The 23,654-nt window shown below is 67.7% G+C and carries 20 protein-coding genes; 12 read left to right on the forward strand and 8 right to left on the reverse strand.

The annotated features are described in order from the left end of the window. Positions 1 to 138: 138 nt before the first annotated feature. Together E3N94_RS16155 and rpoB are read right to left on the reverse strand one after the other, a co-directional pair. Positions 139 to 4,050: a DNA-directed RNA polymerase subunit beta' gene (locus E3N94_RS16155; RefSeq protein ID WP_104100992.1), complete on the reverse strand. Its 3,912-nt coding sequence runs from the start codon at positions 4,048 to 4,050 to the stop codon at positions 139 to 141. Between the two features lie 45 nt (positions 4,051 to 4,095). Further along, a complete protein-coding gene (rpoB, locus tag E3N94_RS16160) occupies positions 4,096 to 7,590 on the reverse strand; it encodes a DNA-directed RNA polymerase subunit beta (RefSeq protein WP_104100993.1) in 3,495 nt (1,164 codons plus the stop codon). A gap of 310 nt (positions 7,591 to 7,900) precedes the next feature. Here rpoB and E3N94_RS16165 point away from each other — a divergent pair, with 310 nt between their 5' ends. The 4 genes from E3N94_RS16165 (at position 7,901) to E3N94_RS16180 (ending at position 11,611) form a co-directional block, all read left to right on the forward strand. After that, positions 7,901 to 8,770, forward strand: coding sequence for a fused MFS/spermidine synthase (locus E3N94_RS16165; protein ID WP_134570586.1), 870 nt, complete (start codon positions 7,901 to 7,903; stop codon positions 8,768 to 8,770). A gap of 450 nt (positions 8,771 to 9,220) precedes the next feature. Beyond that, a complete protein-coding gene (locus E3N94_RS16170; protein WP_233191403.1) occupies positions 9,221 to 9,784 on the forward strand; it encodes a hypothetical protein in 564 nt (187 codons plus the stop codon). Between the two features lie 163 nt (positions 9,785 to 9,947). Beyond that, entirely contained in the window at positions 9,948 to 11,117 is a 1,170-nt protein-coding gene (locus tag E3N94_RS16175) for a PQQ-dependent sugar dehydrogenase (RefSeq protein WP_241987158.1), read from the forward strand. Next, a complete protein-coding gene (locus E3N94_RS16180; protein ID WP_134570588.1) occupies positions 11,117 to 11,611 on the forward strand; it encodes a SprT-like domain-containing protein in 495 nt (164 codons plus the stop codon). The genes E3N94_RS16175 and E3N94_RS16180 overlap by 1 nt, the downstream gene beginning before the upstream one ends. Positions 11,612 to 11,678: 67 nt before the next feature. Here the strand turns inward: E3N94_RS16180 and E3N94_RS16185 are convergent, their stop codons facing one another. The 4 genes from E3N94_RS16185 to E3N94_RS16200 all read right to left on the reverse strand — a co-directional run bounded on the left by E3N94_RS16185 (position 11,679) and on the right by E3N94_RS16200 (position 14,471). Further along, positions 11,679 to 11,981, reverse strand: coding sequence for a DUF427 domain-containing protein (locus E3N94_RS16185; protein WP_104100997.1), 303 nt, complete (start codon positions 11,979 to 11,981; stop codon positions 11,679 to 11,681). 79 nt (positions 11,982 to 12,060) lie between these two features. Next, entirely contained in the window at positions 12,061 to 12,615 is a 555-nt protein-coding gene (locus tag E3N94_RS16190) for a 2-phosphosulfolactate phosphatase (protein WP_104100998.1), read from the reverse strand. A gap of 21 nt (positions 12,616 to 12,636) precedes the next feature. Beyond that, complete coding sequence (locus E3N94_RS16195; RefSeq protein WP_134511871.1) at positions 12,637 to 13,902, reverse strand: hypothetical protein; 1,266 nt, start codon at positions 13,900 to 13,902, stop codon at positions 12,637 to 12,639. 140 nt (positions 13,903 to 14,042) lie between these two features. Next, entirely contained in the window at positions 14,043 to 14,471 is a 429-nt protein-coding gene (locus E3N94_RS16200) for an EVE domain-containing protein (RefSeq protein ID WP_233191404.1), read from the reverse strand. A 43-nt stretch (positions 14,472 to 14,514) separates the two neighbouring features. Here E3N94_RS16200 and E3N94_RS16205 point away from each other — a divergent pair, with 43 nt between their 5' ends. The 4 genes from E3N94_RS16205 (at position 14,515) to E3N94_RS16220 (ending at position 18,335) form a co-directional block, all read left to right on the forward strand. Beyond that, positions 14,515 to 15,027 carry a hypothetical protein gene (locus E3N94_RS16205; protein ID WP_104101001.1) on the forward strand — a complete coding sequence of 171 codons (513 nt, stop codon included), beginning with the start codon at positions 14,515 to 14,517 and terminating at the stop codon, positions 15,025 to 15,027. Then, positions 15,024 to 15,704 (forward strand): DUF1684 domain-containing protein, encoded by a 681-nt coding sequence (locus E3N94_RS16210; protein WP_198411477.1) that lies wholly within the window; start codon positions 15,024 to 15,026, stop codon positions 15,702 to 15,704. The genes E3N94_RS16205 and E3N94_RS16210 overlap by 4 nt, the downstream gene beginning before the upstream one ends. Before the next feature lie 232 nt (positions 15,705 to 15,936). After that, positions 15,937 to 17,490, forward strand: a complete 1,554-nt coding sequence (locus tag E3N94_RS16215) for a DEAD/DEAH box helicase (RefSeq protein ID WP_134415663.1) — start codon at positions 15,937 to 15,939, stop codon at positions 17,488 to 17,490. 311 nt (positions 17,491 to 17,801) lie between these two features. After that, positions 17,802 to 18,335: a GNAT family N-acetyltransferase gene (locus E3N94_RS16220; protein WP_104101003.1), complete on the forward strand. Its 534-nt coding sequence runs from the start codon at positions 17,802 to 17,804 to the stop codon at positions 18,333 to 18,335. Positions 18,336 to 18,377: 42 nt separating this feature from the next. On the opposite strand, the gene E3N94_RS16225 is transcribed toward E3N94_RS16220, so the two are convergent. Beyond that, positions 18,378 to 18,965: an NUDIX hydrolase family protein gene (locus E3N94_RS16225; RefSeq protein ID WP_104101004.1), complete on the reverse strand. Its 588-nt coding sequence runs from the start codon at positions 18,963 to 18,965 to the stop codon at positions 18,378 to 18,380. Positions 18,966 to 19,506: 541 nt separating this feature from the next. Here E3N94_RS16225 and E3N94_RS16230 point away from each other — a divergent pair. Together E3N94_RS16230 and E3N94_RS16235 are read left to right on the forward strand one after the other, a co-directional pair. Beyond that, entirely contained in the window at positions 19,507 to 19,755 is a 249-nt protein-coding gene (locus E3N94_RS16230) for a hypothetical protein (protein ID WP_134420329.1), read from the forward strand. Between the two features lie 360 nt (positions 19,756 to 20,115). Continuing rightward, complete coding sequence (locus E3N94_RS16235) at positions 20,116 to 20,859, forward strand: alpha/beta hydrolase-fold protein (protein WP_134342094.1); 744 nt, start codon at positions 20,116 to 20,118, stop codon at positions 20,857 to 20,859. Between the two features lie 209 nt (positions 20,860 to 21,068). Here E3N94_RS16235 and E3N94_RS16240 read toward each other — a convergent pair whose 3' ends face one another. After that, complete coding sequence (locus E3N94_RS16240) at positions 21,069 to 21,506, reverse strand: DUF5997 family protein (protein ID WP_174776143.1); 438 nt, start codon at positions 21,504 to 21,506, stop codon at positions 21,069 to 21,071. A gap of 96 nt (positions 21,507 to 21,602) precedes the next feature. On the opposite strand from E3N94_RS16240, the gene E3N94_RS16245 reads away from it, so the two are divergent. Together E3N94_RS16245 and E3N94_RS16250 are read left to right on the forward strand one after the other, a co-directional pair. Beyond that, positions 21,603 to 22,397, forward strand: a complete 795-nt coding sequence (locus E3N94_RS16245; RefSeq protein ID WP_198416303.1) for a LysR substrate-binding domain-containing protein — start codon at positions 21,603 to 21,605, stop codon at positions 22,395 to 22,397. A gap of 6 nt (positions 22,398 to 22,403) precedes the next feature. Next, positions 22,404 to 23,645, forward strand: coding sequence for a GAF domain-containing protein (locus E3N94_RS16250; RefSeq protein WP_134570594.1), 1,242 nt, complete (start codon positions 22,404 to 22,406; stop codon positions 23,643 to 23,645). The last annotated feature ends 9 nt before the right edge of the window (positions 23,646 to 23,654 follow it).

Raw genomic sequence — 23,654 nt, forward strand, 5'->3', positions numbered from 1 at the left:
GAAAGATTCTGGACCAGCCTATCGCGGGTCTCGACAGGCTCGGGTTTCGACAGGCTCGACCAGCGGGGGCGAACGGGCTTAACCACGGACGGCCCCCTGCCGAGGCAGGAGGCCGTCCGTGGAACCTATCGCTAGTGACTAGTTGTAGGTGCCGGGGGTGAAGTCATCCGACGAAAAGCTGTCGAAGTCGACGAAGCTCAGGTCACCCTCGTTGAACGCTGCATCATCGGTGAAGATGCGGTTCGGGTAACGCTCAGCCTTGGCTTCATCCGTTGCCTCGACGGTGACGTCGCGGTAGCGGGGAAGACCGGTGCCGGCCGGGATCAACTTACCGATGATCACGTTCTCCTTGAGGCCCATCAGCGGGTCGCTCTTGCCTTCCATGGCCGCCTGGGTCAGAACCCGGGTGGTCTCCTGGAAGGAAGCGGCCGACAGCCAGGACTCGGTCGCCAACGAAGCCTTGGTGATACCCATGACTTCTTGACGAGCCGACGCCGTCTTCTTGCCCTCGGTGAGCGCGGTGCGGTTGAGGTCGTTGTACTTCAACCGGTCAACGAGCTCGCCGGGGAGCAGGCCGGTGTCGCCGTGCTCGACGACGGTCACCTTGCGCAGCATCTGGCGAACGATGACCTCGATGTGCTTGTCGTGAATCGGCACACCCTGCGACCGGTAGACATCCTGCACGCCACCGACGATGTGCTTCTGCACGGCGCGAACACCCTTGACGCGAAGAACTTCCTTCGGGTCGACGGCGCCGATGATGATCTGCGTGCCGAGCTCGACATGCTGGCCATCCTCGACGAGGAGAGTGGAGCGCTTGAGCACCGGGTAGGCAATCGGCTCATCGCCGTTGTCGGGGGTCAGGATGACCTTCCGGCTGCGGTCGGTGTCCTCGATGGTGATGCGACCGGCGGTGTCGACGATCGGCGACGCACCCTTGGGGGTACGCGCCTCAAACAGTTCCTGCACACGAGGCAGACCCTGGGTGATGTCGTCGGCGGATGCCGATCCACCGGTGTGGAAAGTACGCATTGTGAGCTGGGTACCCGGTTCACCGATGGACTGTGCGGCGATGATACCGACGGCCTCACCGATGTCGACGAGCAGCCCGGTGGCGAGCGAGCGGCCGTAGCAGACCGCACACACTCCGACGGCCGACTCACAGGTCAGCACGGAGCGCACCTTGATGGTCTCGACACCGGCCTCGACCAGCTTGTCGATGAGCACGTCACCCACGTCGTCGCCGGCGTCAGCCACGATCTCACCCTTGGCGTTGACCGCCGGGGTGGCCAGGCTGCGAGCGTAGACCGCGTTCTCCACGTTGGGGTGGCGGACGAGATCGCCCATCGGGTTGACCTCGGCGATCGGCAGTTCCAGACCCTTGGTCGTGCCACAGTCGTCTTCGCGGATGATGACATCCTGCGAGACGTCCACGAGACGACGCGTGAGGTACCCGGAGTCGGCGGTACGCAGAGCCGTGTCGGCCAGACCCTTACGAGCACCGTGAGTAGCAATGAAGTACTCGGCGACGGACAGGCCTTCGCGGTAGCTCGAGATGATCGGGCGAGGAATGATCTCACCCTTCGGGTTGTTGACCAGGCCTCGCATACCAGCGATGTTCCGCACCTGCAGCCAGTTACCACGGGCACCGGAGGTGACCATGCGGTTGATGGTGTTGTCGGCCGGGAAGTTCTCCTGCATGGCCGCGGCGACGTCTTCGGTTGCCTTGGTCCAGATCTGGATGAGCTCCTGGCGACGCTCGAGGTCGGTCGTGAGACCCTTCTCGAACTGCGACTGCACCTTGGCGGCCTGCTTCTCATAGCCGGCAACGATCTGCGGCTTGTTCGGCGGGGTCAGGATGTCGCTGAGCGCCACGGTCACACCGGACCGGGTGGCCCAGTAGAAACCGGCGTCCTTGACGCGGTCAAGCGTCGCGGCGACTTCCACCTTCGGGTACCGTTCGGCGAGGTCGTTGACGATCGCCGAGAGGCTGCCCTTGTCGGCGACCTTTTCGAAGTACGGGTAGTCAACCGGCATGGCCTCGTTGAAGATCGCGCGGCCGAGCGTGGTGGTCACCAACACGGTTCCGACGGCCTGGCCGTTGACGAGTTCGACGCCTTCGGGCTGCGTGCCCTCCTCGAAGTACTTGTCGGCCAAACGGATGCGCACCTTGGCGTTCAGGTCGAGGCCCTGGTTCGCGTCCTTCTTCTGGTCGAAAGCGAGAATCGCTTCCGCGATCGAGGAGAACGCCCGGCCCTCGCCGATGACGCCTTCCTTGAGCGTGGTCAGGTGGTGCAGACCGATGATCATGTCCTGGGTGGGCAGGGTCACCGGGCGACCGTCAGACGGCTTCAGGATGTTGTTCGAGGCGAGCATCAGGATGCGCGCTTCGGCCTGGGCTTCCATCGACAGCGGCAGGTGGACTGCCATCTGGTCACCGTCGAAGTCGGCGTTGAACGCGGCACAGACGAGAGGGTGCAGCTGGATCGCCTTACCCTCCACGAGCTGAGGCTCGAACGCCTGGATGCCGAGGCGGTGGAGCGTCGGCGCCCGGTTCAGCAGCACGGGGCGCTCGCGGATGATCTCCTCGAGCACGTCCCAGACCTGCGGGCGTGAACGCTCGACCATGCGCTTGGCGGCCTTGATGTTCTGAGCGTGGCTCAGGTCGATCAGGCGCTTGATCACGAACGGCTTGAACAGCTCGAGTGCCATCTGCTTGGGCAGACCACACTGGTGCAGCTTAAGCTGCGGGCCGACGACGATGACCGAACGGCCGGAGTAGTCGACGCGCTTGCCGAGCAGGTTCTGACGGAAACGACCCTGCTTGCCCTTGAGCATGTCGCTCAGTGACTTGAGGGCGCGGTTACCGGTACCCGTGACGGGGCGGCCACGACGACCGTTGTCGAAGAGCGCGTCAACGGCCTCCTGCAGCATCCGCTTCTCGTTGTTCACAATGATCTCGGGGGCACCGAGGTCAAGCAGACGACGCAGGCGGTTGTTGCGGTTGATCACGCGACGGTAGAGGTCGTTGAGGTCGGAGGTCGCGAAGCGGCCACCGTCGAGCTGCACCATCGGGCGCAGTTCGGGCGGGATCACGGGGACGACGTCGAGCACCATCGCGGCCGGCGAGTTGCCGGTGATGATGAACGCGTTGACCACGCGGAGGCGCTTGATCGCACGGATCTTCTTCTGGCCCTTGCCCTCGGCGATCTGCAGGTGCAGGTTTTCGCTCTCGGTGACCAGGTCGAAGGCCAGCAGGCGCTTCTTGATGGCTTCGGCGCCCATGTAGGCCTCGAAATACATGCCGAAACGGTCCTGCAGCTCGTGGAAGACGGAGTCTTCGGGCTTCAGGTCGCCGACCTTGAGGGTGCGGAAGTCTTCCCAAACGCGCTCGAGGTGAGCGATCTGCTCGTCGAGAGACTTGCGGACCTGGCTCATCTCCTTTTCGGCGGCGTCCTTGGTGCGCTTCTTCTGGTCGCTCTTGGCACCTTCGGCCTCCAGCGCTGCGAGGTCGGTTTCCAGGCGCTGCAGACGGTCAGCGATGCGGGAATCGCGCTGGCCCTCGATGGTCTTGATCTCGAGGCGGAGCTCGTTCTCAAGGCCGGGCATGTCCTGGTGGCGGCCGTCTTCGTCAACCGTGATGACCATGTACGCGGCGAAGTAGATGACCTTTTCGAGGTCCTTCGGAGCCATGTCCAGCAGGTAGCCGAGACGCGAGGGGACACCCTTGAAGTACCAGATGTGGGTGACCGGGGCGGCGAGCTCGATGTGGCCCATGCGCTCACGGCGCACCGACGACTTCGTGACCTCGACGCCGCAGCGCTCGCAGACGATGCCTTTGAAGCGCACTCGCTTGTACTTGCCGCATGAGCATTCCCAGTCCCTGGACGGGCCGAAGATCTGCTCGCCGAACAGGCCGTCTTTTTCCGGCTTGAGCGTGCGGTAGTTGATTGTTTCGGGCTTCTTGACTTCACCGTGAGACCAGCGACGGATGTCGTCGGCGGTCGCAAGGCCAATGCGAAGCTCGTCAAATGTGGTTACGTCGAGCAATTTCTCTCCTTGGAAAGTATTCGAAGTGTTCGTCATCGGCCGGGCCTAGATGTCGTCGATCGAAGACGACTCAAACCGGGTGGAAATGTTGATGCCGAGTTCTTCCGCAGCGCGGAACACCTCGTCATCCGTGTCGCGCAGGCTGACGGCGGTACCGTCGCTCGACAGCACCTCGACGTTCAGGCACAGCGACTGCATTTCCTTGATCAGAACCTTGAAGCTCTCGGGGATACCCGGCTCCTGAATGTTCTCGCCCTTGACGATGGCCTCGTAGACCTTCACCCGGCCGAGGATGTCATCGCTCTTGATGGTCAGGAGTTCCTGCAGGGCATAAGCGGCTCCGTATGCTTCGAGCGCCCACACCTCCATCTCACCGAAACGCTGTCCGCCGAACTGCGCCTTACCACCCAGCGGCTGCTGCGTGATCATGGAGTAGGGGCCGGTGGAACGGGCGTGGATCTTGTCATCGACAAGGTGGTGCAGCTTCAGGATGTACATGTAGCCCACGGAAACCGGGTTGGGGAACGGTTCGCCGGAGCGGCCGTCGAACAACTGGGTCTTACCGGTGCGGTCGATCAGGCGGTCGCCGTCACGAGTCGGGGTCGTCGAGTCGAGGAGACCCTCGATCTCGACCTCGAGCGCGCCGTCGAATACCGGGGTCGCGACCTTGGTGTTCGGAGCTGCGCTGTGCGCGGCCTCGGGCAGACGGCCGGCCCACTTGGGCTTGCCTTCCACCTGCCAGCCCTGCTTGGCGATCCAGCCCAGGTGGGTTTCCAGAACCTGACCGAAGTTCATTCGGCCCGGGATGCCCAGCGGGTTGAGGATGATGTCGACCGGGGTTCCGTCGGCGAGGAACGGCATGTCCTCGATCGGCAGGATGCGGGAGATGACACCCTTGTTGCCGTGACGGCCGGCGAGCTTGTCACCCTCGGTGATCTTGCGCTTCTGCGCGATGAAGACCGCGACGCGCTGGTTGACGCCCGAGCCGAGCTCGTCGTCGCCGTCCTGCGAGTCGAAGACCTTGACACCGATGATGGTGCCGCGCTCACCGTGGGGAACCTTGAGGCTCGTGTCGCGAACTTCGCGGCTCTTCTCGTTGAAGATGGCACGCAGCAGGCGCTCCTCGGCGGACAGCTCGGTCTCGCCCTTGGGCGTGACCTTGCCGACAAGGATGTCGCCGGGGCGAACCTCGGCACCGATCCGGATGATGCCGCGTTCGTCGAGGTCGGCGAGCAGATCGGGCGACACGTTGGGCAGGTCGCGGGTGATCTCTTCCTTGCCCAGCTTGGTGTCGCGAGCGTCGACCTCGTATTCCTCGATGTGAATCGACGAGAGGGTGTCGTCCTTGACCAGGTTCTGGCTCAGGATGATCGCGTCCTCGAAGTTGTAGCCTTCCCATGGCATGAACGCGACGAGCAGGTTCTTGCCGAGAGCGAGTTCTCCGTTTTCGGTGGCGGGGCCATCGGCGATGACTTCGCCGACTTCGATCCGCTCGCCGGCCTGCACGATGACGCGGTGGTTGTAGCTCGTGCCCTGGTTGGAGCGCGCGAACTTGCGCAGGTAGTACTCCTGCGTGCCGCCCTCGTCGAGCTGAATGGTGACGACGTCGGCCGAAACCTCCATCACCACGCCGGCCTTGTCGGCGGTGAGCACGTCACCGGCGTCGATGGCCGCAAAAACCTCCATGCCGGTACCGACGAGCGGGCTCTCGCTCATCAGGAGCGGGACGGCCTGACGCTGCATGTTGGCACCCATGAGGGCGCGGTTCGCATCGTCGTGCTCGAGGAACGGGATGAGCGAGGTGGCGACGGACACCATCTGGCGAGGCGAAACATCCATGTAGCCAATGTCTTCCGCGGGGAAGAGGTCGACCTCTCCACCCTTCTTGCGGGCGAGAACACGGGCGTCGGCGAAGTGCCAGTCCTTGGTGAGCGGGGCGTTCGCCTGGGCGACGATGAACTCGTCTTCTTCGCTGGCGGTGAGGTAGTCGATCTGGTCGTTCATGACCTTGCCATCGACGACGCGGCGGTACGGGGTCTCAATGAAACCGAAGGCGTTGATCCGCGCGAACGAGGCGAGCGAACCGATCAGGCCGATGTTCGGGCCTTCCGGGGTTTCGATGGGGCACATGCGGCCGTAGTGCGAGGGGTGAACGTCTCGCACCTCGACGCCGGCACGGTCACGGGACAGACCACCCGGACCCAGCGCGGACAGGCGACGCTTGTGCGTCAGTCCGGCGAGCGGGTTGTTCTGGTCCATGAACTGCGACAGCTGGCTGGTACCGAAGAACTCCTTGATCGCGGCGACGACGGGGCGCACGTTGATCAGGGTCTGCGGGGTGATCGCTTCGATGTCCTGCGTGGTCATGCGCTCGCGAACGACGCGCTCCATGCGGGACAGGCCGGTGCGCACCTGGTTCTGGATGAGCTCGCCGACGGCACGGATGCGACGGTTGCCGAAGTGGTCGATGTCGTCGATGTCGATGCGGATGTCGGTCTGCTTGCCGTCGCGGACGCCGGCGATCGTGGTCTGGTTGTCGTGCAGCGCAACCAGGTACTTGATCGTGGCCAGGATGTCCTTGAGTGTCAGCACGGAGTCGCTGAGCGGCGCTTCGAGTCCGAGCTTGCGGTTGATCTTGTAACGACCGACCTTGGCCAGGTCGTAGCGCTTGGAGTTGAAGAAGAAGTTGTCGAGGAGCGCACGCGCGGCCTCGGCGGCAACCTGCTCGCCCGGACGCAGCTTGCGGTAGATGTCCTTGAGGGCTTCTTCCTTGGTGAGGATGTTGTCCTTCTCCAGGGTGAGTTCGATCGACGCGAAGCCCTTGAACTCCTCGAGGATCTCTTCGCTCGTGAGGCCGAGGGCCTTGAGGAAGACGGTGACGGACTGCTTGCGCTTGCGGTCGATGCGAACGCCGACCTGGTCGCGCTTGTCAATCTCGAATTCGAGCCAGGCACCGCGGCTCGGGATGACGCGAGCGGAGTAGATGTCCTTGTCGGACGTCTTCTCCTGCTGGCGGTCGAAGTAGACGCCCGGGGAGCGGACCAGCTGTGAGACAACGACACGCTCGGTGCCGTTGATCACGAAGGTGCCCTTGGGGGTCATCAGCGGGAAGTCACCCATGAACACGGTCTGGGTCTTGATCTCACCGGTGAGGTGGTTCATGAACTCAGCGTTCACATAGAGAGGTGCGGAGTAGGTCTTACCCTTTTCCTTGCACTCGTCAATGGTGTACTTCTCCGGCTCGAGTTCCGGGTTGGTGAACGACAGCTGCATCGTTTCGCCGAGGTCCTCGATGGGTGAGATCTCTTCGAAGATCTCGTCGAGCCCGGTGCGAGTCGGCAGGTCCTGTCGACCGGCCGCCTGGCCTTCTGCGACACGCTGTTTCCAGTTGTCGTTACCGACGAGCCAATCGAAGCTCTCGGTCTGCAAAGCAAGCAGATCCGGAACAGTCAGATTGTCGGTGATCTTCGCGAACGAAAGACGGCCGGCGGCGCGTCCGTTCTTGGGTGAGTTGGTGGTTGCGTTGCGCGCAGCAGCCAAGGAAATAACCTCCGTGGACCCCGTCAGGTCTAGTCACTGTTAGTAAGGAATACCGAGTACGAACTCCTCAGACCCTCGCGTTCTGAAATTCCGGTGTTCTGAAATCCTGGAACGAGGTATGCGTCAAGGTGGCTTGAGCACGCAAAGCCGACCGCAATATGAAGGCAGAGTTTAGTCTGGGAGCGCAAAGAACAACTATATGCCGGTTAGTTCACCATGTCCACTCAATTCTTGACGTGCCATAAATTCTCAGGTATAACCCGGTTTCGGGCCGCCCCGGTGCAGACTGCGGAGGGCGCAGACTTGAGGGATGAGCAGGCCTGTAGCGCAACATCCGTCGATCACCTTGAAATTGAGCGGCCACCACGCCGTCATCGAGCCCGACCGATTCACCCCGGGCAGCTTCAACCTGATCGTGGACGGCACGCCGCAGTCGAACGTGAACCTGGACGATCCGGGCGAGCTGTTCTTCGAATACGTGCAGCGGATCGGTCACGTGATCGACCTGATCGGCGAGGTGGGCGAGCCGATCACCGCCGTGCACCTCGGCGCCGGCGCGCTGACCCTCCCCCGATACGTGGAGGCGACCCGGCCGGGCTCCCGCCAGCAGGTCGTGGAGCTGGAGAGCGACCTGATCGATTTCGTTCGCGGCGAGCTGCCCTGGGACAAGCGGGCGCAGCTGCGCGTGCGGCACGGTGATGCCCGCGAGGTTCTGGCCAAGCTGCCAGCCGGGCTGCACGGCGCGGTGGACCTCGTCGTCGTCGACATCTTCTCCGGGGCCCGCACCCCGGCCCACGTGACCAGCCGCGAGTTCTACGAGTTGGCCGCTCCCCTTCTGTCGCCGCGCGGGGTGCTCGTCGTGAACGTCGCCGACGGGCCCGGTCTGCCGTTCGCCCGCTCACAGGCCGCGACGCTGTCAGCCGTCTTCGGACACGTGCTCGCCCTCGCGGAGACCCAGGTGCTCAAGGGGCGCCGGTTCGGCAATATCGTCTTCGTCGCCGCGCACACCCCCATCGACATTAGCTGGGTGTCGCGGCTGCTGGCGGGCGGGCCGCATCCGTCGAAAGTGGTCGAGGGTGCTGAGCTCACGCACTTCATGGCGACCGCGATGGTGACGACGGATGTGACGGCCACCCCGTCCCCGCTGCCCGGCCGCACGGTGTTCCAACTCGGCAGCTGAGCCGCGGTTACGCCGGGGGTCACGGGTTGGGCGTCGCGCGCCGGGGGTCACGGGTTGGGCGTCGCGCGCCGGGGGTCACGGGTTGGGCGTCGCGCGCCGGGGGTCACGCGCCGGGGGTCACGGGTTGGGCGTCGCGCGCCGGGGGTCACGGGTTGGGCGTCGCGCGCCGGGTGATGTGTGGCCAACTCAGGAGATCCGGGGCCAAGGTGCTGCGGGCATCCGTGTTCATGCGGCTTTATGTGCTAACGCGCTGGGATCTCCTGAGTTGGCCACGTGTGCGGCTCGCGGCGGGGGGACGAGGGCGACGGATGCCGGCAGCTCGGGGCAGACGGCGACGGATGCCGGCAGCTCGGGGCAGACGGCGACGGATGCCGGTGGATCAGGCCGGATCGGGGACCGGCCCGGCCCGGCCCGGCTACGCTGGTTGGGACCACGTTTACTCCGCGGCATGTGCCGCCTTCGCCTCAGGACCACACCCTGCCCATCATCATTGGCTACGACGCCGTCACCCTGCGTGAGAAAGTCGACCTCTCTGCTGCTGAGCTGCGCCTCGAAGAACTCGGCGAGCTTCGCAGCCTGTCCGCCCTCAACGAGAAGGTCGTGCTATTGCGGCTGACCGGCCGGATCGACGAGGCCTGGGACATGGCGAACACTGCGCTGCGCCAGTCCCGGTTCACCGGGTCGCGGGAAGAACTCGCGTTCAGTCGCATCCGTCGCGCCCAGGTACAGCAGTACCGAGGCAAGCTCGACGAGGCGGTGACCGAGCTGACCCATTGTGTGCTCGAGTCCGAGACGCACGAGTGGGGCGCCGTCGCGGCGTTCGCCCGGGAAAGCCGCGGCAAGGTTCACTTCGAACAGGGCGACCTCGACGCCGCCCTGGCAGACTTCACGGCCTCGGTGACGCTGCGGGAGCAGGCCGGCGCCACACCCGCCCTCCTCGAGAGTGCGCTCGTCGCCGTTGCGGTGGTCGAGTCATTCATTGCCGAGCGGCGACAGTCCCGCTTACAGCAGTAGCGCGTCGGCACCGCGGGGCGCCGGCCGGCGATTGACCGGCCGGCTGCATCCAGACATCGATTTGCAGGAGCTACGCACGGAACGGGCCACTCACCACGAAGCAGAAATTCGGGGCATGCTGGACACAGCGCCGGCGAGCGTGCCGGTGCGAAGGAGGTGGAAGATGAGCGGGCGGATGCCACCACGCAGCGGCGCGGCCGGGGTGCTGGCCCTGGGCGCGCTCCTGCTGCTCAGCGCGTGCACGGCGACCGCGCCCGGGCCCGCGGCAGAAACCTCGACCCCCGCCCGGCCGGTTCCGTCCGACACCGTTGCACCCGGGCCGACCGGCACCGCCGGGCCATCGGTGCGGCCGGTCGACGCCCCGGTCGTGATCGCATCCGGGCTGGATGCCCCCTGGTCGATCCTGCGACTGCCGAACGACGGCACCCTGATCAGCGAACGCGACACGACCCTCATGCGCGAACTCCTGCCCGACGGCAGCCTGCGCGACGCCGGCCGGGTCGCCGAGGCGAGCCCGGGCGGTGAAGGCGGGCTGCTCGGCCTCGCTGCACTGGCCGACCCGGTCGCACCGGGCGGAACCGGGTGGGTCTACGCCTACTTCACGTCCGCCGACGACAACAGGATCGTACGGATGCCGCTGCTCGGCACGGTCGGAAGCCACACCCTCGGCGCATCCGAACCGGTGCAGGGCGGCATCCCGAAGGCCGGTAACCACAACGGCGGTCGGCTCGGTTTCGGCCCGGACGGCCTGCTCTACGCCACGGTCGGCGACGCCGGGAACCCCGAGAACGCCCAGGACCTGGGTTCCCTCGGCGGCAAGATCCTGCGGATGACGCCGACCGGCGCCGTGCCGGACGACAACCCGTTCGGCACGCTCGTCTACTCCTACGGCCACCGCAACCCGCAGGGGATCGCCTGGGACTCCAGCGGCCGACTCTGGGCCAGCGAGTTCGGACAGAACACCTGGGACGAGCTCAACCTCATCACCCCGGGCGGCAACTATGGCTGGCCGATCGTCGAGGGCCGGGGACAGAGCGCGGACTCCGGCTACCTCGACCCGGAGCAGCAGTGGCCCACCAGTGAGGCCAGCCCGAGCGGGCTCGCCATCGTGAACGACACCATCTTCATGGCAACCCTGCGCGGCGAGCGGCTGTGGCGCATCGATCCCTCCACAGGCGAGGTCGATGACTGGTTCGGGAACAGCTTCGGGCGGCTGCGCGATGTAGTGTCGGGGCCCGATGGCACACTGTGGTTCGTGAGCAATAATACGGATGGCCGCGGCACCCCTTCCGCTGGCGACGACCGGCTTTACCAGGTGGCGGTCGCACCCTGATGGCCGACCTCGACCGGGTGCGGCACTGGGCGGACGCGTTGATCACGCTGCACCTCGATCTCAGCTGGACCTTCGCCTTCGACAACGCGAAGAAGCGAGCGGGGCTCTGCAACTTCACCGTGCGGCGCATCACCGTATCCCGCTACCTGGCGGCGCGCTACGAAGACGATGACGTGCACCAGATCCTGCTGCACGAGGTCGCGCACGCTCTGGCCGGACCGCGCGCCGGCCACGGGCCGAAGTGGAAGGTGATCGCGCGGAACCTCGGCTATGACGGCAAGAGCACGCACGACGGCGACATCGCCGACGAGCTCGCGCCGTGGGTCGGCACCTGCCCGGCCGGCCACGCGCACTACCGTTACCGACAACCCACCCGGGCGTTCGCCTGCGGGTTGTGCGTGCGCGGATTCGACAAGCGGTTCCTGATCCGGTGGACACGGCGCGAGATCACGGCCGCCGCCCGGCGACAGGCTGCGGGGGCGGCGAAGCCCTAGCGCTGCCCTGTGGTCTCGACAGGCTCGACCACCGATTACTCGGGCCGTCCGTCCGGCCAGGAGCGGTCTACTCGGAGACCTGGACCTCTTTCCAGAAGGCGACGTAGTTGCTGTAGTCCTGGCCGACCCGGTCGAAGGAGGCCGAGGGCGGAGTCGGGTAACTGAAGGCGCGATCCTGCAGCAGAGTCTCACCGTCCTTGACGCTGAAGTACTGGCACGCGCCCTTCCAGGAGCAGGTGTACTGCGTGGGGCTCTCGACGAGGAACTCGGAGTTCACGCTCGCCGGTGGGAAGTACCAGTTGCCCTCGATCTTGAGAAGATCTGCCTGCGGTGCTTCGGCGATGACGGTGCCGTTGAGTACTGCCTTCATGGGAGTTGCTCCTTCAGTGAGATTCAAACGGTGAGGGTGAAACGAGGGGTTCGGCTCAGAGACCGCTTCAGGAACAACCTCAGCCCGGAAAGGCGAATTCCCGCAATCGGGAGATTCCCGGGGAGCGCGCCGGGGCATCCGTCGCCTGCACCTCGGCCGACCGCCCCTCGGCGACGAGCGCCTGGGCGGTTTCGGACGCGGTGACCAGGTGCCGCACGGCCCGCGCGAGACCCGCGAATCCCGCGGCGGCCGCGGCCGCCTCCGGCGAGCAGTGGTCGATGCCGCGGGCGGCGAGGGCGTCGATCACGGCGCCGGCGGCGAGGAAGTCCTCCACCGCGAACCGGGGGGTGCCGCCCTGGCGTTGCTCGCCCACGGCGATCACGGCCACGGAGAACCGGTCTCCCTTCTCCGCCTGGCGGGCGAGCACCCAATCAGCCACGCTCTCGCGATTGGCGAGGTTCGCGGCGATGACCTGGTGCTCGTGCAGGGCAGTCGGGAGAACGATCTCGGAGCCGGGCGACGGCAAGGCGTCGGCCAGGATGACCACGTCGGCCTCGGCGGCCAGAGCCTGGAACCCGGCCAGGCCGACATCGAAACGGACCTGGTACTTCTGTTGGGGCGCGTCTTTGTTCACTCCCCAAGGGTAGCGGCGGCGCTACCGGTCGTCGAAGCGGGCGAGCGCGTCGGCATCCGTGGCATGGGTCATCGAGCTGCGCGCGGTGTCCAGTGCGGACACCGGGTCGGCCTCCGAAGCCGCCAGGCTCAGCTTGCGTTCGGCCTCCGCGAGGCGGGTGCGCGCCACAGCGCCCACGCGGCCGGGATGCGCGGTGATGAAGTCGCGGGTCACGGTGATCTGGCTGCGCGCGGCCAACAGAGCGCCGGTCAGCGCGCCGCGGGCGTTGTCGAGCCGCAACTGGCGGTTGCGGGCCTCGGAACGGATCAGGTCGAGACCGTCCATTGCCGTGCGCAGTCGGGACTGGTCAGCGGCAGGGTCGCTCAAGCGCGACGGCTGCCGCAGCTCGCCGACCACCCGGTCGGCCTCCGCAATAACGCGGTTCAGTTCGCCGCGGGCCGTGGTCTCCTCGTGGGTGTCGCGCAGCGCGCGCACCTCGGCCAGCTCGGCGTCCGCCGCGTCGAGCGCTCGAGCCAGGGAGGCGAATCCGACGTGCAACTGGTCTTCGCCCTGTTCGATCGCGTCGAGCAGGGTGCCGGCGCGGTGCAGGGCCTGCTCGGCCGCGAGCAACTGGTCACCCACGGGGTCGGTGGCTTCGCGGGAGAGACGGGCGGCCGCGGTATCCGCTGCCCGGCGGGCGTCATCGACGGCCTCTTCGGCGCGGGCGACGTTGCCGCTGATCGGGGCCAGGGCGTGCGCGGCATACGTGCGGCTGAGCCGGGAGAGGCTGGCGGTGCCGGCCGCGACGCGGTCGGCGACCCGGTCGAGGCGACGACGCAACTTCTCAAGCAGCAGCGGGGCATCCCGTTCGACGCCGCGCCGGGAGTCGAAAGTGCGGGTCTGCGCGCCGAGGCGCTTGACGGCCTCGTCGGCGAGCACGATGATCTCCTCGGTCCAGCGGCGACGCTCACCCTCGGAGTCGGGCACGCTGTCGTCGAGCTTCTGCTGCAGCAGGAACGCGTCACGCACCTGCCGCCGGGAGGCGTCGAGCGCGGCGGCGAAGTCGCTGGTGGCGTTCTCCCCGAACTGGGCGACCGCGAAACCGAGCTCGTCGGTGGCGACCTCGATCAGGTCATCCGCACGCACGAGGGCGATTGCGGCGGCTCGGGTGCGCTCCGCGGCCAGAGCGAGGTCGACGCGCGCGCGCGCCCGGACCCGGCGCCGCATGATCATCACGATCACCACGACGACCGCTGCCGCCCCACCGAAAACGACGGCCGAGGGCACCCACCAGAACTCGCCAGTCATGCCTTCAGTGTACCGAAAGGATGCGCCTCACCCCGGCGCCGCACCCGGTGGCACGTCCTCGAAAATCGCCGATCCCACCCACAATCGCCGCGGAGACGGGTCGCCTCGGCAGCATCTGCAAAGAACGGCTGGTACCAGCGCTACTCCCGGCGCATCTGCCGCCGGATCACCTCGAAGTCGTGCCGGGAGATCTCGAGCAGCCCCCGGCGCAGCTGGTAGCCCCAGTCGGGGTTGCTGCGGGTGAACTCGAGCACTGATAAGAGCGGGCGAATGGAGGCGGCCACGACATCCGTTTCGTAATCGATGTGACGTCGCCACGGGCGGTACGAGCTCGGGGCGGCGGACTCGCCTTGATGCACGATTCCGGGGGCGATGCGACCGATCGCGGTGAACTCGCGCAGCGTGTCGCCGTCGATGTTCGTCTTCGGGGAATAGTAGACCACCCCGTCGGACTCGCCCATCTGCTCGAGCGCCACCCGGGCCCCGTGGCTGGCCTGCACAAGCCCCACCGCGACGGCGCGCAGCACGTGTTCGCGTGAGGCAACGCCCAGCCAGTATCGAATTGCCACCCTCTTAGTTGTACTGCATGCCCCAGCACCACAGACTGGGGTCATGCGTGTTCTTCTGAAAGAGATCCTCGACTGCTCCCCCGATGCCGCCTGGCGCGCCCTGCGGAGTCCTGCCGTGTTCCGCGAGGTAAGTTCGCCCGTGGTGAGCGTCGAATCGCTTGAGATGGATGGGTTCCCCACCATCTGGGAGCCGGGTGAGCATCCGGTCAGCTTGACTGCGCTCGGCCTGGTGCCGATGGGCGACCAAGTGATTCGCCTGACCATGGCGACCACCCGGAAGGATGGCGTGCGCATCCTGCGTGACACCGGCCGCGGGGTATCGGGGCCGCTCGCCTCGGTCACCCTCTGGGACCACCGGATGGCCGTGTCTCCCGACCCGGCCGGCACCGGCAAGACGCTTTTTCGAGACCAGCTGATCTTCCGCACCGGCGCGCTCACCCTGGCCAGCTGGCCCGTTTTCTGGGCGCTCTGGCAGTGGCGGCTGCACCAGCTCAAGCGCCTCGCGCCGAACTGGAGCCTCGACCTCGGCGTCGATGAGTCCGGCGCAAGCTCGTGAGCACCACCCTCGGCGCCCTGCAGGTGGCCGACTGGCGTCGGCGCGTGTTCGGGCTGTACGGCGGCGTGCGCCAGCTCAGCGCGCACGACCCGGCCGCCGGCCACGAACTGTGGCGGAGCGGCAGGGACGACCTGTTCGGCGGGCATTCGGCGTCGCCGTTGATGCCCGACGACCGGGCCGGCTTCACCGGGCTGCCGGTCGCCGCCTACGACCCCGACTGGCGGTTCGAGGCCGAAGTGCACCGCGCGGAACATCCGATGCGCATCTCGGTTGACACCGGCACCGACGGGAAGGTGCAGTTCGACCTCGTCGGCACCGTGCGTTTGCCCTACCTGGGACCAATCGACCTGTGGCGGCTCTCCAACTACGGCGGCGGGCTCTTTCTGCCTGTGCGCGACGGTCTGGCCGGCAAGCCCGGCGGAACCTACGGCGGCGGTCGCTACCTGCTCGACACGATCAAGGGCGCCGACCTGGGCGCCGGGGCCGACGACGACAGCATCATCCTCGACTTCAACTTCGCCTACAACCCGTCCTGCGCGTACGACCCGATGTGGGCCTGTCCGCTGCCCCAGGCCGGCAATACCGTGGCCGCGGAGGTGCCCGTCGGCGAGCTGACCCCCGGTGCGGAGCGCCACCCCACGGCTCCCGTCGGGCGGGCGTTCGACCCTAGGGCTTGACAGCATCCGCTACGATGGAAGCTTGCGGGTGCGTAGTTGCGCCCGCTGCGTCGTAGAACGCCTCTTCTTATTGCGGCAGCCCACCAGGGCCGGCCCGATTTTTCGAATTAAACCTTCTTACGGCGAACGGATGTGCCCATCGGCACCTTCGCCATGTGAAACCTCTGAGGCTCCGAGTTGCCGCCCGTGCGGAACGGATGCCCGAGGAATCTGATGCCCGAAAGGCACCATTTTGTCTGAAACTTCCTTTAGCGCGCTTGGCGTGCCGGCCCCTCTCGTTGCCATCCTGACCGAGCAGGGCATCGACAGCCCGTTCCCGATCCAGGTGGACACGCTGCCCGACACCCTCAACGGCCGCGACGTGCTCGGCCGCGGCAAGACCGGCTCCGGCAAGACCCTCGCGTTCGCACTGCCCATGGTGTCGCGCCTCGGCGGCAAGCTCGCCGGCGGCCGACGTCGTCCGGGCCGCCCGCTCGGCCTCATCCTCGCCCCGACCCGCGAGCTGGCCACGCAGATCACCAACGCGCTCACGCCGCTGGCCGAGGCGTACGGCCTCAACACAACCACGATCTTCGGTGGCGTCTCGCAGGGCCGCCAGGTCTCCGCACTCAAGGCCGGCGTCGACATCGTCGTGGCCTGCCCGGGTCGCCTCGAGGACCTCATGAAGCAGGGCTTCATCAGCCTGGACGCCGTCGAGATCACCGTACTCGACGAGGCCGACCACATGGCGGACTTGGGCTTCCTGCCCGTCGTCACGCGCATCATGGACAAGACGCCCAGCAGCGGCCAGCGCCTGCTGTTCTCGGCCACGCTCGACAACGGGGTGGACAAGATCGTGCGCCGTTTCCTGCACAACGAGGTCATGCACTCGGTCGACGAGGCCAACAGCCACGTCTCCGCGATGACGCACCACGTCTTCGAGATCGACGGCGTCGAATCGAAGAAGGCGCTCGTCGAGAAGCTCGCGAGCGGTTCCGGCCGCCGCATCCTCTTCATGCGCACCAAGCACCAGGCCAAGAAGCTCGCCAAGTCGCTCACCGACGCCGGGATCCCCTCCGTCGACCTGCACGGCAACCTTTCACAAGTGGCCCGTGACCGCAACCTCGCCGCGTTCAGCGCCGGCGACGTGAAGGTTCTCGTCGCCACGGATGTCGCCGCCCGCGGCGTGCACGTCGACGACATCGAACTCGTCATCCACGTCGACCCGCCGGCCGAGCACAAGGCGTACCTGCACCGCTCGGGCCGGACCGCCCGCGCCGGCAGCGCCGGCGACGTCGTGACTCTGGTTCTCCCCGAACAGCGCCGCGACACCGACGCGCTGCTGCGCAAGGCCGCCATCAAGGTGACCCCGCAGCGCGTGACCGCGTCCTCCCCCGCCGTGGACGCCCTAGTCGGCGACGTCGCAGCGTACGTCAAGCCGCTCCCCCGCGTGGAGCAGCCGCACGGCCAGTCCCAGGGCGGCCGCTCGCAGGGCGCCAACGCCCAGCGCAAGCGCGTCAACCGCGATGAGCGCGACTCCGGCTCCCGTGACTCCGGCGCCCGCGCCGGTGGAGCACGTGGCAACCGCGGACACCGCGGCAGCGACGCAGTGGCACCCACCGGCGGAGCGCGCCAGGAGCGCTCGGGCCGCCCCGCGGCATCCGGTCGCAGCCAGGGATCGGGCAACGCCCAGAGCCGTCCGGCCCAGGGTGGTCGCTCCGGCGGCCTCCAGGTCGGAGGCCTCGTGCGCGGCGCCGGCGCCACCGGCGGCGCTCGTCGCTCGGCCCCGCGCCGCGCGCAGGGCTAGTCGCTCGGCAGCATCTGCACGTTAGTTCCACTGTGAACGGGCCGGCCTCTCCCGAGGCCGGCCCGTTCTGCGTTGTGGCCAACTCAGGAGAAACATGCCCGTGACGGATGCTCGGCCCCGGAATCACGTGGCGCCGCACCATGGCGCCACCGGATCTCAGGAGTTAGCCACTTGTTATCCGACTCATCGGCGGGGTCTGGAGCCGCCGTAGACCGGGAAGTCGCGGGTCGGACGGGAGCCGTCGGCGCAGTGACCACGGGCAGAACCCGGCAGCGTCAATCGGGTGCCTGCGGCTGAGCTAGTCTCGGGTCATGGCCACCACAGCAGTACTTCGTCCCGTCGCAGAAGCGGATGCCGACAGCCTCGGCCGTGTGCATGCCACCTGCTGGCACGAAACCTACGACCAGTTGCTCAGCGAGGCCGCCCTTGAGCAGCTGCAGCCCGCACGCCTGGCCGCCATGTGGCGCCGGTTCAGCGCCCAGGGACCGAACCACCGCCAGGTTGCGGCCCTCGTCGACGGCGAGATCGTCGGATTCGCCGGCAGCGGGCCGTCCCGCGACGCCGACAAACCGGCCCCGATGGAGCTCTACTTCATCTACCTGCTCGACGCCTACCACGGCACCGGCATCGGCCAGCAGCTCTTCGACGCCGTCGTCGACGAGGGCCCGTCCTACCTGTGGGTCGCCGAAAACAACCCCCGCGCGCACTCGTTCTACAAGCGCAACGGCTACGCCCCCGACGGCCACGAGCAGGATCAGGAAGTGCTCGGCGAACAGCTCCACGAAGTGCGCCTGGTGCGACCGCGCTCGCTCGCGCGTCGTCTGTCACTCGTCACGACCGAGTAGCTCGCAGCGGCGGCCCGCAGGATCGGGCCGCCATCAGGCGGCTTAGCGCAGCTCGCCGACCGAGGCGAGCGCCATGCGCAGCAGCGCCCCGCGCCCGCCCTCCATCTCGGCTGCCACCGCGTCGGAGGCAGCCTCCTTGGGGGTCATCCAGGTCAGTTCGAGGGCGTCCTGGCGCGGGTCGCAGGTGCCGGTGACGGGAACGACGTAGGCCATCGAAACGGCGTGCTGGCGGTCATCCGTGAACGCGGTGATGCCCGGCATCGGGAAGTATTCGGCCACCGTGAACGGCACCGGGCTCATCGGCAGCTGCGGGAAGGCCATCGGGCCGAGATCCTTCTCGAGATGCCGGAAGAGGGCGTCGCGCAGGGTCTCGCCGTAGAGCACGCGGCCGGACACGAGCATCCGGGTCATCTCGCCGGTCGACCGGGCGCGCAGGAGCACGCCGACCTCCACGACCTGGCCGAGGCCGTCGACTCGCACGGGCACCGCCTCGATGTAAAGGATCGGAAGTCGGCGCCGCACTTCGGCCAGCTCGACGTCGCTCAGCCAGCCCGGGTTGGTGTGGGGCGGCCCCGCGCCCTCGGGGCCAGGCGTCCAGTCCGGATCGGGGTCAGGTGTGCGCACGCTCATGAGGCTATTCTGTCTTACCCTGCGCCCGGATACGCCATGGGCACCCCGCCACGGGTCGGACGGAACGGGCGCGGTCCGGCGCGCGTGCGGCGACGGTCTCCGCATGGTGAGGCAGAGAACTGCGGCGGCGCGCCACGACCGCGCGCTCGGCGCCTTCACCGGCTGGCCCTCGGCGATGCACTCGGGATGCCGACGCAGGACCTGTCCCGGGCTTAGATCGAGGCCGACTACGGCGCCAGTGAGGGGTTTCGGAACCCCGGACCGCACCAGCCGATCGCCGTCGGGATGCCCGCCGGGTCGATCACGGATGACACGGAGCAGGCCAGTCTGCTGGCCCGCTCCTGATCGATTGTCACGGCCAGGGCGACCCCGGCGTCTTCGCGAAGCAGCTTCTCGACTGAGTGAAACGGGCGCGGGCGCGCGGCTCCCTCGATCTGTTCGGACCCTCGACGACGACGCTTGAGCGCCTGCGATCCGGCGTGTCATCCCTCGAGTCCGGGCGCTTCGGCACGACCAACGGCGTGGCCATGCGCATCACCCAGTGGGGATCTCCTTCGGCCTCGCTCCCCTCGCCGGGTTCATCGACCGAGTGGCCCGGGCCGGCGCAGTCACCCACAACACCGGACTGGGGTTCGCCGGCCGTCTCTGGTGGGCGACGGGCCGCCTCGCGGGCCTCACTCCGGCGGCGCGGGGCGAGGCGGCGGACCAGCTGATCGGGACATCCGCCGCCGGTCGAGCAGGTGGCAACGGATGCCCGGGCCGGCCAGGGCAGGCCAGGCCGGGCGAGTGAGGTGAGGCTGACTCAGGAGAAACGGGTGGCTGGCGCGGCCGCCCAGCGAAACGACGCGGTAACATGCGGAACTCTGCGGGGGCGCGCCCGCCGCTGCCGGAATCTCCTGAGTTGGCCACGGGGTGCCCGCGGATGCCGCCGCCACGTGGGGAAATGCCGGCCAGTGGTGCATGACCCCTGAAATTCGGCGGAGCGGTGGCACGGTTCCCGCAAATACGGGCATCTTTCCGGCTTCTCGCAGCGGATCGCCGGAGTTCTGCACGGGGACGACGGATGCCGACCGATTTTCGCGCGTCCCCGGGAGTGGAAAGATTGACCCGTCGGCGTTTCTCGGTGTCGACCTCGAACAGGAGGACCACCATGGGCCCGAACGACACCAATCCCGGCGGCGACGCCTCCACCGGGAGCGACGACACCACCGAGAGCAGCACCACCGGCGCCGCCGCGGCGTGCGCCGAGCCCATCGACCCGGATGCCGTGCTGTGGAGCGCGTCTGGCGCCGACCGCGCCGGGCGACCGCTTCTGCTGATTCTGCACGGCTACGGTTCGCACGAGGGGGATCTCTTCTCGCTGGCGCCGCACCTGCCGCTGCATCCGGTGATCGCCGCGCTGCGCGCCCCGCTCCCGGCCGGTCCGGGCTGGGCCTGGTTCCCGATCGGGGCCGCCGGCGCCAAGGTCAACCCGGGCTCGCCGAGTGCCGACGCACTGGATGCTGCCGCCGCCGGGGTGCTCGAATGGCTGGACGGCCTTCCCGAGCAGCCCGCGTCCGTCGGACTACTCGGCTTCTCGCAGGGCGGGGCTATGGCGCTGCAGCTGCTGCGTCAGGCACCCGACCGGTTCGCGTTCGCGGTGCAGCTGTCCGGTTTCGTGGGGCGCAGCAAGCACACCGGTGACGAGCGCCTGCGTGAGCGGCGCCTGCCGGTCTTCTGGGGTCGCGGCACGGCCGATCCGGTCATCCCGCAGGATGCCGTCGACCGCACCCGGGCTTGGCTTCCCGAACACTCCACACTTACCGAGCGCATCTACGAGGGCATGGGCCATTCCATTTCGCAAGCCGAACTGGGCGAGATCGTCACGTTCCTGCGCGCGCAGTACGACGCCTAGGAGGCCCGGCACCCCGACCCCCGCTACACCCGGCACCCCGCACCCGACACCCGACACCCGACACAGCAGCGTCTCCCGCCCCGAACGAATTCGACGGAGATTTTGGCCCGAGTTGGCCAAAAAGGCCGGAATCGACGTCCTACAGGCAAAATCTCCGTCGAATTGGTGAGACGACGCGGAGGGAGCGACGTGCGCGCGGGACGGCGGCGCTAGCGGCCGCGACCGGCCTTCTCGTTCTGGGCTGCCTGGCGGGCGACGTGGGCGATCTTGCGGGCGCGCTCGGCGTCGCGGTCCTTGACCCGGATCTGCTCCTCGCGCACCTCATACTGGGTGGCACGCTCGGTCACGAGCCAGGCTGGCGGCTGCTGCAGCAGAGCCTGGATCTCGGCGGAGGTGAGCGGCTCCGTCACGGTGCCGCGCACGAGGCCGGAGATCGAGACGCCAAGCTTGGCGGCGACGACCTGCTTGGGATGCGGGCCGTTCGCCCGCAGTTCGACCAGCCAGGCAGGCGGTTTCGCTTCGAGCGCGGCCAGTTCGGTGCGCGACACGGGCGCGCTCTGGAATTCTTCCGGGGCTGCTTCGAGCAGAATCCCGAGCTTCTGGGCCGCCGTGGCGGGCTTCATGGTCTGGGTCTTCTTCTCGCTCATCAGTCAAGCGTATAGCCTGAGAGCACCCGCATAGCCTGAGAGACAGCCGCTCCCCACGGATCTACGTTCGCAGTGCCATCACGAGAAAGGATGCCGGTGACCTTTTCCCTTGCCTTCGTCGCCGGTGTGACCCCCACCAAGTGGACCCGCACCTGGGCCGATCGACGCCCCGACCAGCCACTCGAGGTCTTCCGCACCGACCCGTCCGAACAGGACGCGGTGCTGCGTGACGGCCGCGCCCAGGTCAGCCTGGTGCGCCTGCCCGTCGATGAGACCGATCTCAGCCTGATCGCCCTCTACCGGGAGATCCCGGTGGTCGTCGCGGCCAAAGACCACTTCATCGCCGACGCCGACAGCGTGCTGGTGGCCGACCTGGCCGAAGAACACCTGCTGCAGGACCCCGACGACGTGCCCGAATGGCGCCTCGTGGCCACCGAGGTCAAGGACGGCACCCGCCGCCCGCTCCCGGCCATGCGCGACCTCGACGACGCGATGGCGCAGGTCGCGGCTGGGGTCGGCATCCTGATCGTCCCCCATTCGATCGCCCGACTATACGGCCGAAAGGATGTCGTCTCGCGCCCGGTCGAGGATGTCGCCGAGAGCCAGGTGTCCCTGGCCTGGCTCTCCCGTGAGACCACGGAAGACGTCGAGGAGTTCATCGGCATCGTGCGCGGCCGCACGAAAGACAGCTCGCGGGTCGACTCGCTGCCCGCCGGCACCGAAAAGGTCAAAAAAGAGAAGAAGACCGACAAGGCCAAGGCGGCGGCGAAAGCCGTGCGGGTCGCGGCGGCGAAATCCAAGCCGGCCGTGGCGAAGAAGGCGACGAGCGCCCCGGGCCGCACCCGCAACACCCCCAGCCCCCGGGCGGGCAAGCGCCGCGGCGGCCGGTAGCCCTCCGTGCCGCAACTCCTGCGCTGGGTGCTGGTACCCCTGATGCGAGCCTGGTCGGCGGCCGTGACGCGCGACTGGGACGACATCCCGCGGCCCCGGGACACTCCTCAGGCGCATTCCCCGGGAACCGACAGTGACCGCGTGCTCCTCTTCGGCAGCGGACCGGCCGTCGGCTGGGGCGTGCTCAGCCACAACGTGGCCCTGCCCGGCTCTCTGGCGCGGGCGTTGTCGACTCGCACCGGGCGGGGCACGGATGTCGACGTCATCCCGAACCCGCTGGTCACCATCCGCACATCGCAGGCCGAACTCGACGGGCTGGGACTCTGGCGCTATGACGCGGTCGTCGTGAGCCTCGGCACGACCGACGCCGTCACACTCCTGTCAGCCCTGGTCTGGCAGCGCGAGTTGTCCGCACTGCTCGACCGGATCCGGCACGAGTCCTCGCTCAGCACCAGGATCTTCGTGCTCGGCATGCAGCCGATCCGGTCCATCGCGGCCTTCGACTCCGGGCTGGGCTCCGTGGCCGAGAAGCACGCCCGCAGCCTGAACGAGGCCAGCGCGGCGATCTGCGCGGGGCAGGAGCGGAGCTGCTTTGTGCCCATGGCCGCAACCCTCGCCTCAACGCCGGGGCGGGTGCGCACGGCCGCGCAGTACGTGCATTGGGCCAATCTCCTCGCCGACAAGATGGCGCCACCGCTCGATGCCGAGTACCTGGCTGCTGCCCGAGGAACTTCCCGAGGAACGGCCGAGGGCCGCGCGGAAGCGTGGGGTGCCGAGCCGCTCTCGCCTGGCCCCCGCCGGGCGGTCGCCAGGCTGGGCATCCTCGCCGCCGACACCGAGGTGCGCTGCGACCACATCGTCGCCCTGGCCAGAAGCGCCTACGGCACCCGGTCGGCCGCCCTGACGCTCATCGACGGCGACCGGCTCTGGGACCTGGTGAGCGTGGGCTTCACTCCACGCGTCTACTCGTTGGCCGGGTCGATCACGGCCCTCGCTGTGAGCGGGGCCGGAGCGTTCGTGATTTCTGACATGCTCCTGGACGACCGGTTCACCGCCCGCCCGCCCCGTCTGGGCCAGGAGCAGACCCGCTTCTACGCGGGTTTCCCCATCGAGGCCGACTCCGGCGAGCGGATCGGCGTTCTGTGCGTGTTCGACTCGGAACCCCGGGGCGCCGCCGAGGTCGACCCCGTGCTGCTGCGGGAGTTCGCCCTCCTGATCCAGGCCGACCTCGGCCGGCGTCAGGAGTAGGCGCCGCCC

This window comes from Cryobacterium sp. Sr3, from assembly GCF_004402835.1.
Classification (GTDB): Bacteria; Actinomycetota; Actinomycetes; order Actinomycetales; family Microbacteriaceae; genus Cryobacterium; species Cryobacterium sandaracinum.

What these genes read in the sequence shown, in the direction of transcription:
- E3N94_RS16220 (WP_104101003.1), top strand. Translation starts at nt 17,802, where the DNA reads ATGGCCACCACAGCAGTACTTCGTCCCGTCGCAGAAGCGGATGCCGAC.
- E3N94_RS16195 (WP_134511871.1), bottom strand. Translation starts at nt 13,902, where the DNA reads ATGACTGGCGAGTTCTGGTGGGTGCCCTCGGCCGTCGTTTTCGGTGGG.
- E3N94_RS16175 (WP_241987158.1), top strand. Translation starts at nt 9,948, where the DNA reads ATGAGCGGGCGGATGCCACCACGCAGCGGCGCGGCCGGGGTGCTGGCC.
- E3N94_RS16180 (WP_134570588.1), top strand. Translation starts at nt 11,117, where the DNA reads ATGGCCGACCTCGACCGGGTGCGGCACTGGGCGGACGCGTTGATCACG.
- E3N94_RS16235 (WP_134342094.1), top strand. Translation starts at nt 20,116, where the DNA reads ATGGGCCCGAACGACACCAATCCCGGCGGCGACGCCTCCACCGGGAGC.
- E3N94_RS16240 (WP_174776143.1), bottom strand. Translation starts at nt 21,506, where the DNA reads ATGAGCGAGAAGAAGACCCAGACCATGAAGCCCGCCACGGCGGCCCAG.
- E3N94_RS16185 (WP_104100997.1), bottom strand. Translation starts at nt 11,981, where the DNA reads ATGAAGGCAGTACTCAACGGCACCGTCATCGCCGAAGCACCGCAGGCA.
- E3N94_RS16205 (WP_104101001.1), top strand. Translation starts at nt 14,515, where the DNA reads ATGCGTGTTCTTCTGAAAGAGATCCTCGACTGCTCCCCCGATGCCGCC.
- E3N94_RS16225 (WP_104101004.1), bottom strand. Translation starts at nt 18,965, where the DNA reads ATGAGCGTGCGCACACCTGACCCCGATCCGGACTGGACGCCTGGCCCC.
- E3N94_RS16165 (WP_134570586.1), top strand. Translation starts at nt 7,901, where the DNA reads ATGAGCAGGCCTGTAGCGCAACATCCGTCGATCACCTTGAAATTGAGC.